Source organism: Collinsella sp. AM44-11, assembly GCF_003467145.1.
GTDB lineage: Bacteria > Actinomycetota > Coriobacteriia > Coriobacteriales > Coriobacteriaceae > Collinsella.
This window is the reverse complement of record NZ_QSFE01000001.1, coordinates 74,095-86,985: the sequence shown is the minus strand read 5'-3', so window position 1 is coordinate 86,985 and position 12,891 is coordinate 74,095. Positions and strand designations below refer to the sequence as shown.

At 64.5% G+C, this 12,891-nt stretch carries 12 protein-coding genes; 4 read left to right on the top strand and 8 right to left on the bottom strand.

Going from position 1 to position 12,891, the window contains the following annotated elements; all coding sequences use genetic code 11:
• Nucleotides 1-33: 33 nt before the first annotated feature.
• From DW943_RS00425 to DW943_RS00410, 4 genes are all read left to right on the top strand, one after another.
• Nucleotides 34-1,758 carry a L,D-transpeptidase gene (locus DW943_RS00425; protein ID WP_158566035.1) on the top strand — a complete coding sequence of 575 codons (1,725 nt, stop codon included), beginning with the start codon at nt 34-36 and terminating at the stop codon, nt 1,756-1,758.
• Between the two features lie 132 nt (nt 1,759-1,890).
• Nucleotides 1,891-3,303: an efflux RND transporter periplasmic adaptor subunit gene (locus DW943_RS00420; RefSeq protein WP_117861864.1), complete on the top strand. Its 1,413-nt coding sequence runs from the start codon at nt 1,891-1,893 to the stop codon at nt 3,301-3,303.
• Nucleotides 3,303-4,076, top strand: coding sequence for an ABC transporter ATP-binding protein (locus DW943_RS00415; RefSeq protein WP_117654704.1), 774 nt, complete (start codon nt 3,303-3,305; stop codon nt 4,074-4,076). Before DW943_RS00420 ends, DW943_RS00415 begins: the two co-directional genes overlap by 1 nt.
• The gene (locus DW943_RS00410; RefSeq protein ID WP_117773810.1) at nt 4,073-5,287 is read left to right on the top strand and encodes an ABC transporter permease; all 1,215 of its coding nucleotides are present in this window, start codon (nt 4,073-4,075) and stop codon (nt 5,285-5,287) included. The genes DW943_RS00415 and DW943_RS00410 overlap by 4 nt, the downstream gene beginning before the upstream one ends.
• 232 nt (nt 5,288-5,519) lie before the next feature.
• On the opposite strand, the gene cobK is transcribed toward DW943_RS00410, so the two are convergent.
• The 8 genes from cobK to cobS are packed head-to-tail and all read right to left on the bottom strand — an operon-like array spanning nt 5,520 to nt 12,889.
• Nucleotides 5,520-6,293, bottom strand: a complete 774-nt coding sequence (cobK, locus tag DW943_RS00405) for a precorrin-6A reductase (protein WP_117861863.1) — start codon at nt 6,291-6,293, stop codon at nt 5,520-5,522.
• Nucleotides 6,290-6,931 carry a precorrin-8X methylmutase gene (locus tag DW943_RS00400; protein ID WP_117861862.1) on the bottom strand — a complete coding sequence of 214 codons (642 nt, stop codon included), beginning with the start codon at nt 6,929-6,931 and terminating at the stop codon, nt 6,290-6,292. Before DW943_RS00400 ends, cobK begins: the two co-directional genes overlap by 4 nt.
• Nucleotides 6,932-7,447 (bottom strand): cob(I)yrinic acid a,c-diamide adenosyltransferase, encoded by a 516-nt coding sequence (locus DW943_RS00395; RefSeq protein WP_117861861.1) that lies wholly within the window; start codon nt 7,445-7,447, stop codon nt 6,932-6,934. It abuts the gene before it with no gap.
• A complete protein-coding gene (locus tag DW943_RS00390) occupies nt 7,444-8,943 on the bottom strand; it encodes a cobyric acid synthase (protein WP_233543536.1) in 1,500 nt (499 codons plus the stop codon). The genes DW943_RS00395 and DW943_RS00390 overlap by 4 nt, the downstream gene beginning before the upstream one ends.
• Nucleotides 8,936-10,159, bottom strand: a complete 1,224-nt coding sequence (locus tag DW943_RS00385; protein ID WP_158566033.1) for a histidinol-phosphate transaminase — start codon at nt 10,157-10,159, stop codon at nt 8,936-8,938. The genes DW943_RS00390 and DW943_RS00385 overlap by 8 nt, the downstream gene beginning before the upstream one ends.
• Nucleotides 10,156-11,130 (bottom strand): adenosylcobinamide-phosphate synthase CbiB, encoded by a 975-nt coding sequence (gene cbiB / locus DW943_RS00380; RefSeq protein ID WP_117861858.1) that lies wholly within the window; start codon nt 11,128-11,130, stop codon nt 10,156-10,158. The genes DW943_RS00385 and cbiB overlap by 4 nt, the downstream gene beginning before the upstream one ends.
• Entirely contained in the window at nt 11,130-12,131 is a 1,002-nt protein-coding gene (locus DW943_RS00375; protein ID WP_117861857.1) for a histidine phosphatase family protein, read from the bottom strand. The genes cbiB and DW943_RS00375 overlap by 1 nt, the downstream gene beginning before the upstream one ends.
• Nucleotides 12,128-12,889: an adenosylcobinamide-GDP ribazoletransferase gene (gene cobS / locus DW943_RS00370; RefSeq protein ID WP_158566031.1), complete on the bottom strand. Its 762-nt coding sequence runs from the start codon at nt 12,887-12,889 to the stop codon at nt 12,128-12,130. Before cobS ends, DW943_RS00375 begins: the two co-directional genes overlap by 4 nt.
• Between the last annotated feature and the right edge of the window lie 2 nt (nt 12,890-12,891).

Below are 12,891 nucleotides of genomic sequence, written 5' to 3'. Positions count from 1 at the left end.
GCCGCAAGGCGAAATCCGAAGGATATGCATACGATGTCGCAAAACGATCGAACTCAACTGATTCCCGATCCGCAGCAGCCGAGCAGGCACACCGGCGGCGTTCAGTCGCCGCGTCCTATCGCGCCGAGCCACGGTCAGCAGCGTGGTGCGGCAAACGCTTCGCAACGCCCGAACCAGCAGCGCCAGCAACGTCAGCAGCGCCAGGCAAACGGCAATACGCCCAAGCAGCCCCCCAAGCACGGTCGAGGCGATCGCGACCCCGCGCGCAAACCCGCCGAGAACAATAAGTCGGGCAAAAAGACGACGCTCTTTGTCGTCCTGGGTCTTATCGTCATTGTCTATATCGTAGGCGTCGTAGCGTTTTCCCAGCTAGCCTACCCCAACACCACCATCGCCGGCGTCGACGTCTCGTTCTCCAACGCTTCGTCTGCCGCCACCAAGGTCAACTCGGCATGGAAGCACTATAAGCTCACCGTGACAGGCGATGACTTTAGCTGGACGTATCAGCCCGAGTCCGATGAGCCCATCGTCGACGGCGAAGCTGCCGCAAAAGAGATCATCAGCCACAACGAAGCCTTTGTATGGCCGGTCCGCCTTGTGGAATCCTTAAGCGGAAAGACCAAAACAACCGCTACCTCCAACGAAGTCGATCTTGATCAAGACGTCGACCTGTCCATGCTCTCCGACACTTTTGACCAAAAGAAGTTTGAGAAGGATCTGGGCGCCGCCATCGACGAGTTTAACGAGGGGCGCTCGGGCACGTTCGAGGCCAATAGCTCCTATGACGAGCAGGCCGGCAAGTTTACCGTCGAGAAGGCGCGCTCCAACGAAAAACTCAACCGCGAGCATGTCATTAAGTATGCCGAGCTCGAGCTTGCCTCGCTGGCCGAGACCGTAGATCTTTCCAAGCTCGGCAACGATGCCTATGAGCCGCTCAATGGAACGCTGACCGATGATCAGATTCAGGCCGCATGCGATGCCGCCAACAACTTCTTGGGCGTCAACGTGACCCTCAAGCTAAACGGCGAGGATACCGGAAAGGTTGATGGCAGCTCCGTGTTGCAGTGGATCAGCTTTGCCGATCCTGCCAACCCCACGCTCGATACGTCGCAAATCAGCAGCTGGGCAGCCGAGCTCGCGAACGGCTTTAATACCGTGGGCTCCACTCGCTGGTGGACGCGCGCCGATGGCAAGCAGTGTGCCGTCGAAGGCGGTGACTTTGGTTGGTCCATTGACAGCAGCTCGCTCGCCAAGCAGGTCGAGGACGCCATTAACAACAAGCAGACCGGCGAAATCGAGATCAAGTACTCCCAGAAGGCCGACACCTTTACCGCAAAGGGAGAGCCCGACTGGAAGGCGTATATCGACGTCGATCTGTCCGAGCAGCACGCGCGCTACTATGACGAGAACGGTAATATCGTTTGGGAGGCCAACTTTATTTCTGGCAAGCCGGGAGAGGACGCCACCCCCGAGGGCGTATGGCAGATCAACAGCAACAATGGCGCCAGCAAGCTTATCGGTGCCAAGGACCCCGAGACCGGCAAGCCCAAATACGAGAGCCCGGTCAGCTATTGGATGCCGTTCGAGGGCAATATGGTCGGATTCCACGACGCCACCTGGCAAAACGACAAGAGCTTCGATAATGCCGAGTCGTACAAGTGGTGCGGCAGCCACGGTTGCATCAACCTGCGCCTGGCCGATGCAAAGGCACTTCACGACTGCATCAAAGTCGGCCTGTGCGTGGTTGTCCACTCGTAGTGCAACGCGCGCATTCCCACAACGTGGAGCCGCTGCGACCAATCTAACAGTTCCGAAAGAATCCGCCATATGCGCCCGCCTTACGCGACGGGCGCATATACTTATTGAGGAACTTTCTATAAAGGAGACGCTATGCCGAATGTCCCCACCATCACCCCAGGCCCGGATGATGCCGAGTACACGCCCGAAGGTGCCACCGAAACGATTCCTTTGATTACAAACGTACATGCCGAAAAGCAGAGCGGACGCACGAACGATACCGCCGAGATTTCCGATGAAGAAGCCTATGCAAAGCTCAAGGCAAAGCGTGCCGAGCGTCGGCGCAAAAAGCTCATCCAACGCGGTATCGCCGTCGGTGTCGTTGTTGCCATCGCGCTCATTGCCATCATCGCAACGCTGGTCATCAACGCGCAACCCGCAGGCACCAACGGACCGGTGACCGACATGGTCACCGAAGGCACGTTTACCACCACAGTCGAAGCCAAGGGACAGCTCAAGCCTATTTCAGCCTCGGTCGTCTCCCCTTCCGTCGATGGTACGGTGGCGCAGATCAACGTGCAGGCCGGACAGAGCGTCAACGAGGGCGACGTGCTCATGACCATTAAGAACGACGCGCTCGATAGCGCTGTTTCCGAGGCGCAGCGCGCGGTCGCGGCCGCCCAGGAAGACCTGAACAATGCAAAGGCGACGCTCGCGGCCGCACAGGCCGCACCGACAACGGACAGTGACGGATCGACCGGCCCATCGGACGCAAACGCCAACGCAAATGCCGTCTCGACCGCCCAGCGCAACCTCGCCTCGGCCCAGGCAACGCTGGAGCAGGCAACTGCAAAGGCGGCCGAGCGCACCGTAAAGGCCCCCAGCTCGGGCAACATCGTCGAGCTCAACGCCAAAGTCGGTGCCACGGTGACCGGAGGCACGATCATGGGCGAAGGCGACACGAGCGGCGGCAAGCAGTGCATGCAAATCGCCGACCTGTCCAAGATGAAGGTGACGGTTCAGGTGGGCGAAAAGGATATCGCCAAAATTGCCGTGGGCCAAAGCGCCAACGTGACCTATCCCGCGTTTCCCGATATCGTGAGTCAGGGCACCGTCACGGCTATCGCCTCGGTGGCAAACTCTGACTCCGGCTCCGGTAGCGGCGGCAGCGTGACCTTTAACGTCGACATCCTCATCGAAGCACCCGACAGTCGCCTTAAGCCGGGTATGACTGCCGAGGTCTCGGTAGTGACCGAGAAGCTCGACGACGTGGTTATGGTGCCGACCATGGCGCTGATGACCGAAGACGGCGAGCACTATTACGTCAATCTGGCCACCGATTCGGAAGGCAAGAAGACGCGCCGCGTGAAGGTGACCGTCGTGACGCAAAACGACAACGAGGCTGTAGTCGGTAAGACGCAGGTCAAGCGCGACGACCAGGGCAACGAGATCAACCCAGACGTCCCGGTTACCAAGTTACGCGACGGCGACACCATCGTGACGGATACCGGCACAGGCATGACGGCAGACGGCGGCGACAATATGTCTGCCGACGAGGGCAAGTAATGCGTCCCGTCATCGACATCCGCAACGTGCACCGCATCTTTGAGAGCGAGGCCGGTTGCGCCCACATCCTGCACAACGTGAGCCTGGCGGTGAACCCCGGTGAGTTCGTCGCCATCACCGGCCCCTCGGGCTCGGGCAAGTCGACGCTCATGAACATCCTGGGCTGCCTGGACAAGCCGACGGCGGGTGATTATTTCCTGCAAGGGCTCAACGTCGCCGAGCTCGACGATGATGAGCTCACCGAGGTGCGCGCGCTGAGCATCGGCTTTGTCTTTCAGAGTTTTAACTTGCTGCCGCGTCTGACGGTGATCGAAAACGTCATGCTGCCGCTGTCCTACACCAATGTGCCGCGTAGCCAGCGCGAGATGCGCGCCGTGCACGCGCTGCAAGCCGTCACACTGCCGGTCGACCATTGGGACCACCGAATATCGGAACTCTCGGGCGGACAGATGCAGCGCGTCGCCATCGCGCGCGCCCTCGTCAACGACCCGCCCATCATTTTGGCCGACGAGCCAACGGGAAATCTAGACTCGACAACCGGGGCGCTCGTCATGGAAACCTTCCACAAGCTCCAGAAACGCGGCAAGACCATCGTACTCATCACGCATGACCCCGGCATCGCCGCCGAGGCCGATCGAGCCGTAACCATCCGTGACGGGCGAATCCATGACGGCGCATATGTCGCGCATACACCGAATACGTTACGAGGGGCCGTCAACAACCTGCCCGCGATTTCTGCAACCACCAATCAGCCGAAAGGAGCGAAGGCATGAGCACCCGCGATCTTGTCCAAGAAGCCCTTCACTCGCTCGAGGCCAACAAGGGACGCAGCCTGCTCACCATCCTTGGCATCGTCATTGGCATCGCCTCGGTCATCGCCATGACTTCGCTCATCGGCGGCATCCAAAACAGCCTAGTCAACAGCCTGGGCCTCAATGCAGCCCGCATGGTAGAGATCTATTCGTCCCAAGAACTCACCGATTCGGATGTGGAAAAGCTTCGCAAACTGGTGCCGCAGATTGAGCAGATCGGCATCGTCGATAGCGCCTATTCCGAGTACAAGGTCGGGGATAAAAGCTATACCGTCATGGCACACGGCGTCGATAGCGACATGCTCGATGCCGTGGGCGCCAGCAAGCTCGTTGCGGGACGTGTCTATTCACAGGCAGAGTCTCAATCAGGCTCGCGCGTGGCACTCATCAGCCGCGGCGGCGCCGATCAGCTTTACGGCAACGAACAGGACGCACTGGGGAAAACCATCAAGGTGTCCAACGGCGAGGTGCAGATTGTAGGCGTGATTGATGGCGGCAGCGACTCCATGGGCTCGCTCACGCTGTATATGCCACGCGAAACCATCTCCGGCCTGTTTGGCGACGAGAATCCTTCATTTCCCAGCGTGACGGCACTTGCCGCCGAGGGCACAGACATGGACGAGCTCTGCAAGACCATCGAGTCTAAGGTGCGCGCGATGAAGGGCATCTCGGAGGATGATGAGTACGACAGCGTATCGGCGACCTCCATGAAAAGCGCCATCGATGCACTCAACTCGTTTATGGGCGCCTTCTCGCTCATCATGGGCGCTGTCGCCAGTATCTCACTGCTTGTCGGCGGAATCGGCATTATGAATATGATGCTTACCAACGTGACTGAGCGCATCCGCGAGATCGGTATTCGCCGTGCCTTGGGCGCCAGTCGCCGCGATATCACCGCGCAGTTTTTGGCCGAGTCCTCGGCGCTGTGCGTCACCGGTGGCCTGCTGGGTGTCCTGATTGGCTATCTGCTGGCCTGGGGCCTCGCGATGTTTGCCGCAGGATCAGGGGTTCTCAACGAGCTCGGTGCCAGTGGGGAGATCACACCGAGCTTTTCAATCGCCACGGTGCTGCTGGCCTTCGGCGTCTCCGTCGGCATCGGCGTAATCTTTGGCTTCTACCCCGCTCGCCGCGCGGCAAAGCTCAACCCGGTGGAGTGCCTACGCTACCAGTAAGCCACCACCAGCTACCAGTAAGCCACCACCAACAAGTTGCGGTGAATTAGGGACTGAATATGCTATCTAGCAGCAAAAACAGACACTATTTCACCGCAACTTATTGAAGGGCTGTTTGCGCCAGTTCTGGGTGTCGTCCTCGAGCTATTGATGGATGACGGGCTTGTACGGGTCGAGCTTGCTCGGGACGCTCCTCCTCGCGGGCGGGAGGGCGCGCAGGCGCGGCAAGCGCCTAGCGCGCGAACTCCCGTAAGAGCGCGTCTTCCACTTCCCGAAGCGAAAGGGCCCCGCTTCCCTCGGCGGGACGGGTGACCACGATGCAGCGCGCTCCCACGTCGCGCGCGGCGGCGAGCTTCTCGGCCGTGCCGCCTACGGTTCCCGAGTCCTTAGTCACAAGCCACTGGGCGCCCACCTGCCGAAGCATCGCCTCGTTGAGCTCGCGGGTGAAGGGCCCCTGCATGCCGATGACGTGCGACGGCGAAAACCCCGCGTCGATGCACTTCGTTATAGCACCGGGCAGCGGGAGCACACGCACGAAGAAGCGCTCCGCGAAATCGGCGACGCGCGTGTAGGGAGCAAGCTCCTTGCTCCCCGTCGTGAGAAGCGCGCGACCCGGGTTCTCGGAGAGAAAGCGCGCCGCGCAGGCGATCGACGCGACCGGCACGACGCCTTTGGGCAGCGCCTCGACCGGGCGCGCAAGGCGCAGGCATCGTGCACCCACGGCGAGCGAAGCGGCCCGGATGTTGCCGCTTGCGAGCGTAGCGAAGGGGTGCGTGGCGTCGACAACGATGTACGCGCCGGAAAGCTCGCGCTCCATGTCGGCATCGTCGAGCCTGCCCGCATGCACCTCGATGCCCGGAAGCTCGCCCAAAAGCTCGCCTCCGTACTCGGTTGCCGCGTAGGCACGGGCGGGGATGCCCGCCCTGCTCGCCCATTCGCACAGAAGGCGGCCCTCGGTGGTGCCGGCGAAGATGCGCAGCGCCAGCGCGGATGCGGGGGCCGTCACTTCGGGCCGCCTGTGCGCGTGATCTGGTAGAGCAGCGCGTTCATAATGGCGGCCGCCACGGTCGAACCGCCCTTGCGACCCCTCGCGACGATGGCCGGAACGCGTCGTGCGAGTAGCTCCTCTTTCGCCTCGACCACGTTCACAAACCCGACCGGCACCCCAACGACGAGCGCGGGCGCGATCTTCCCCGCGTCCATGAGCTCGGCGAGGCGCAGAAGTGCTGTGGGAGCGTTGCCGACGGCCACGATGAGCGGACCCTCGATGCCGCAAGCTTTGTCCATGCTCGCAACGGCGCGAGTCGTGCCCGCGGCGCGCGCAGCCGCGGCGACATCAGGGTCGGCCATGAAGCACACGGCCTTGCAGCCGAGCTTCTCGAGCGCGGGCTTGCTTATGCCTGCGAGCGCCATGTTCGTGTCGGTGAGCACCGTGGCCCCTGCGCGCAGTGCGTCGAGCGCACAGTGCGCGGCGTCATGGGTGAACACGAGGGAATCGGCGTACGAGAAGTCGGCAGTGGTGTGGATGACGCGCTTCACGACGGGCTCTTCGAGCGGCGGGAACGTGCGGCCGCCGAGCTCTTCGGTGATGATCTCGAAGCTGCGCCGCTCGATGTCGCCGGGCGCCATCTCCTTGGAATCCATCTAGTACTCCACTCCTTCCCTTGCACATATCCCCTGCTCGTAGGGGTGTTTCTCGCACCGCATCTCGGTTATGTAGTCGGCCTTCTCCACGATCTTGCGGGAAGGCGCGCGCCCGGTGAGCGCTACTTCGACGCCGCGCGCGGACATATCGAGCGCGCGGTCCACGAGCGCCTCGTCGACAAGCCCCTTCGAAAGCGCGTCGAGCGCCTCGTCGAGCACGAGCAGCCCCTCCTGAGCGCCCTCGAGCTCGGCGAGCGCGGAAGCGAGGTTCCCATCGTGCAGCTCGCACGTCGCGGCAAGTTCTTCCGACGTCATCGACCAGGTAAACTTGTCCGACACCTTCCCCGCGAACAAGGGCACGCCGAAATGCTCGGCAAGCAGGCGCGCCTCCCCGCTTTCGCCGTCTTTCAGGAACTGCACGACAACGACGCGGCGGCCTGCGGCGAGCATGCGAAGGGCGAGGCCCATCGCCGCCGTGGTCTTGCCTTTGCCGTCGCCATGATACACGTGGATCATACGCCCTCCTCGATAATGCGGTAGACATACTCCATGTCAAGCGCCCCGCGCACGACGTCGGCCAGGCGGTCGAACTCGCGCGCACGGTGATCGGCTGCGGACGCTGCGCCCGCAGCACCCACGACGCTCTCGGGCAGGCCGCGCATGCGCGCGAGCGAGCGCGCGAGAGCGAGCGCCACCCCCGGTTCGTCGAACAGGCCGTGGAGATAGGTTCCGAACACGTTTCTGCAGGCCGCGCCTTCTGGTTTGCCGCCAATCGTGCCCGCAGGGGCACAGGAGACGGTCGTTTCGCCGTCGTGAATCTCGTACCCGCGCGCCGTCATGCCGTTCCACACCGAGAACGCGCCTTGGGCGCCCGTGATGCGCAGCTCCGACTGGGCGAGGCGCTTTTCCTCCTTGAACACCGTACTTGCAGGGATGAGCCCGAGCCCGCGCGCGGTGCCAGCGCCTTCCCTGCCGTGCGGGTCGGAAAGCTCGTCTCCCAAAAGCTGGTAGCCTCCGCATATGCCGAGCACCGGTGTGCCCGCGCCCGAAAGCGCGCGTACACAGGCTCCGATGCCGCTAGCCGCAAGCCAGCGCGCGTCGTCGAGCGTGGTCTTCGAGCCGGGAAGCACCACCAGGTCGGGTCGGCCCAGATCGGTCGTCGAGGAAACGTAGCGCACGCCCACGCCGGGCACGCGCGAAAGCGGGTCGAAGTCGGTGAAGTTCGACAGATGCGGAAGGCGCACGACGGCGACGTCGATGACGCCGCGCGCCTCGCGGGCAGATAGGCGCGGCGCGAGCGAGTCCTCGTCGTCCAGGTCGAGCGTAAGATACGGCACGACACCCACGACGGGAACCCCGCACATCTTCTCGAGCGGGGCCAAACCCGGGCGCAGGATTTCCACATCGCCGCGGAACTTGTTCACCACAAGCCCCCGCAAAAGCGCGCGGTCCTCGGGCGCAAGGAGCGCGACCGTGCCATAGAGCTGGGCAAATACCCCGCCCGGGTCGATGTCGCCCGCAAGCAGCACGGGGGAGGACACGGCGCGCGCGAGCCCCATGTTGACGATGTCATTTTCGGCAAGGTTGATTTCGGCGGGGCTGCCGGCGCCCTCGATGACGATGACGTCGTTTTCCTCCGCGAGCGAATCGAACGCCTCCAAAATCTGCGGCATGAGCGCCTTCTTTCGCGCGAAGTAGTCCCTCGCAGCGAAGGCTCCCTGCGCCTTGCCGGCCACGATGAGCTGGCTTCGGTGGCCGCTTTCGGGCTTGAGCAGGATGGGGTTCATGCGCACGTCGGGCGCAATGCCGCACGCCTCGGCCTGCATGATCTGGGCGCGCCCCATCTCGAGCCCGTCGGCCGTGACACCGCTGTTGAGTGCCATGTTCTGGCTCTTGAAGGGAGCCACGCGCAGGCCGTCCTGCGAAAGCACGCGGCACAGCCCAGCCGCAAGCAGGCTCTTCCCCGCGTTCGACATGGTGCCCTGGATCATGATGGGCTTCGCCCTACCCACGGGTATCGACCTCCTTCGCCGAGCCTCGGCCATCCGCGCCCGCCATAGCGCCGCTGAAAGAAGCGCCGCCCCGTTCGTCGGGTTCGCCTTCGCCCGATGCGCCTTCCGCCCGAAGCGCACGGCCGAACGCCATCGCAAGCCGGGCATTCTCCTTGCGCGTGCGCACCGCGACGCGGCACCAGAAACGGGACAGTACCGAAAACGAGTCGCACGTGCGGACCAAAACCCCCTGTTTATACAGGCGCTCGGGGATGTCTTTCGCCGGCGTGCGGACTAAAAGGAAGTTCGCATCCGACGGCACGACGGAAAGCCCGAGCGAGGAGAGCTCGTGGGAAAGCCACGCTCGCTCGCCCGCCAATACATCGCGCGTGCGCGAGACGTATTCAACGTCCTCCAGGGCGGCGATGCCCGCGGCCTCGGCGACCGAGGAGACGGGCCACGCCTGCCCCGCCCGGCGAATCCCCTCGATGAGTTGGGTGTTTCCGCTGATCAGATATCCCAACCGCAACCCCGCCATTCCGTAGAGCTTGGTGAACGCGGAGAGCACGGCCACATGGCGCGAACACGCGGCGCGTGCGGCCACGCTCCTTTCGCGGGCGTCGGGCGCAAATCCGAGAAAGCACTCGTCCACGACGAGCAGCGCGCCCACCTGCTCGCAGCGGCAGGCCGCAGCATCGATCACACGGGGGTCGACGAGGCGCCCCGTCGGGTTGTTCGGATTGCAGAGGTACGCCACGTCTCTCGGCCCCTCGATCGCGCGGGCGAAGGAGGCAGGCACGTCGAAGTCGTCCGCTTCGGAGAGCGGGAACTCCTGCACGCATGCGCCGTAGTACGATGCCGCCTCCGCATATTCAGAGAACGTCGGCGCGCACACGACGAGGCGTTTCGGGCGCACCGCCGCGGCGAGCCGCCAGATGATGTCGGACGCGCCCGCGCCGCAGACGATAGTATCTTCGGGAATGCCCTGGGCGCGCGCTAGGGCGCGAACGAGGGCGAGGCTTTCCCTATCGGGGTAGGCGTCGATTCGAGAAAGCGCCTTGCAAGCTGCGGCGACGGCGCGCGGCGAGGGGCCTGCCGGATTCACGTTCACCGAGAAGTCAATGAGGTCGGAGGCACCCCCTTCGCAAGCGATGCCGAGCGATTGCGCGCTGCCCCCATGCGTACGGGCGCGCAGGATTCCCCCGGCAGCCCGGGGCGCGGCGTGGTCTTCCCTCATGCCATCGCCCCCACGGCGAGCACGACCGCCGCGCGCGCGGCGCCGAAGACGACAAGCGCGCATACGGACGCAGCGAGCATGAGCCTTGTCGCCCGGGCGATGTCGCCCCACTCGATTTCGCGGGACGTGTCTCCTATCGTCGGTTTCTCAACGAGCTTGCCGAAATACACCGCGGGTCCCGCCAGGCGCAGCCCGAGCGCGCCCGCGCACGCTGACTCGGTCTGCGCCGCGTTCGGGCTCGCATGGCGACGCCTGTCGCGGCGCCAGATGCGCGCCGCCCCGCGCGCGTCGAGCCCGACGATCGGGCACACGGCGATCATGAGCAGGGCCGATAAGCGCGAGGGGATCCAATTCACCGCATCGTCGAGGCGCGCCGAGGCGCAGCCGAAGTCGATGTAGCGCTCGTTTTTGTAGCCCACCATGCTGTCGAGCGTGTTCACCGCCTTGTACGCCATGCCCAAGGGCGCACCCCCGATCATAAGGTAGAAAAGCGGCGCGATGACACCGTCGCTCGCGTTCTCCGCCACCGTTTCCACGGCGGCGCGCGCGACGCCCTGCTCGTCGAGAACAGACGTGTCACGTCCCACGATGAGCCCGACGGCTTCGCGCGCCGCGACAAGGCCGCCCTTCGAGAACGCGCGGGCAACGGCCAGGCTCTGGCGGCGCAGCTCGCATGCCGCGAGAATCTGATAGCTCGCCCATGCCTCGGCCACGAAGCGCAAGCCGGAGTAAACCATGCCGCAAAGATGCAGGATTCCCCAGGTCAAAAGCCCACACGCAAGCGGAAGCGCCACGGCGAGCACAAGCCCTGCGGCGCGCGTGCCCGCGGACGTTTGCGGGAATGCGCGCCGCAGGCGGCCTTCGGCCCACGTGATCGCGCGCCCCATGGCGACGACGGGATGGGGAAGCCAGCGCGGGTCGCCGAAGGCAAGGTCGGCCGCGAACCCGGCGGCGACGGCAAGAATCGTCATCACCGGGCATCGCCCCCCGAAGCGGGGCGAACGTCGCGAAGGCAGCGCCCATCCCAGGTGGCGGCCCATGCGCCGCCCGGCTCGGTATGCACGTCGAAGTATCCCATTTTCGGGACAGCTAGCTCGGAGAGCAGCGCTTTCACGGTACCCGCGTGAACGACGAAGACGGCGCGCCCACTCCCCTGGGCGCGCTCCGATTTGCATGCCTCCCGAAACGCCGCGACGACGCGGCGGGTGAAATCGCTCTTGCCCTCGCCATGCGGGCAGCGCGTCTCGCACCAGGAGTCTACCCAGGCGCGGTAGCGCGCATCCTCTTTAAGCTCGGCGGCGCTTCGCCCCTCGAAGTCGCCGAAATCCATCTCGCGCAGACCGGAGCACGCCATAAGCTCCGCGTTCGGGAAGAGGATGCGCGCCGTCTGGTCGGTGCGGGCCATGCCGCTCGTGATAACACGGAACACGTCACGATAGCACACGAGGTCGCGCAAAGCGCGCTCGCCCGCGCTCGACAGGGGCTCGTCGGTGCCCGCCCCGCTGTAGCGATGGTCTTCCGTGCCCGCCGTGGCACCATGGCGCACGAAGACGACTTCCAAAGGCGCACCCGCGCCCTGCGTCCCTCGAGGCGCATCGGCAAGGTTTCCTTTGATGACCTGGGGTATCCCGCACGTCATGCGCACGACGACGTCGGCGCGCGCAGCGAGCGCGCATCCCAAGCGCCCCGCGCGCTCGCGCCATTGGGCGTCTTCCGCACGCATGGGGACGACCCCCGAGCCGACCAAGGGCAGAATCACTGCGTCGAAGCCGATCAGCCGCTCGAGCGCCCGGTCAGCGTCGAGCGCGCGTACGAGTTCCTCAGCATGGTATGCGACGCGGCCGGCAAAAGCCGCGGGCACGCCGCCCACCGCAAGCTGCGCCGCGTCGACGAAATCGTCCGCCGCGAACCCGAGCTTTTCGCGCACGAAGGTCCTCTTCCCCGAATGCGCGCCACCTACCACGAGCATCATAGGAGAATGCCCCCCACCACCAGCATGGCAAGCATCGCGAGCTCGGCCCATTGCAGAAACCATCCGGCCAAATCCCCCGTCACCCCGCCGAAGCGGGACAGGGCAACATGGCGGTACCACGCGAGCGCCAAAAGCCCCGCCACCGCCATAAGGGCGCCGACGGCCTGAGCGCACGCGACCATCCCTGCAGCCGAAGCCGCAGCGAAAGCGCAAAGCGGCACGACGATCGCCGCGCGCTTCTTCGCAGGCGAGAGCCCCGCGGCCATGCCGTCCGCCCGCGCGGCAGGCCAGCATTCAACGGCGAGTCCCGAAAGCGCGCGGGAGAACACGAGCGAGCACAGAAGCGCGAGGAACGCCCCCGCCGTAAGCGGCAGCTCGGTGAACAGGGAAAACTGCAGAATAAGGTACACAACAACACCGATGACCCCGAAGGCGCCCGCCCGCGGATCGTGCATGATCTCGAGCTTTCGCTCGCGCGGGGCCCAACTTGCAAGCGCATCGGAGGTGTCGCAGAGCCCGTCTAGGTGGATGCCTCCCGTCACCGCCACAGGCAGCGCCACGAGCACGGCCGCGACGATGGTCGCGGGCACGCCGAGCAGGTTCGCCACGTGCCCCCACGCCGTCATGAGGAAGCCTTCCGCAAGGCCCACCAGGGGAAACGCGGCAAGTGCATGAGTTGACCCGAAATCGGTCCAGGCCGATTTCGGGACGGGGATGCGCGAGAACGTTCCGAGCGCCGCGCCGATTGCCTCTACCATCT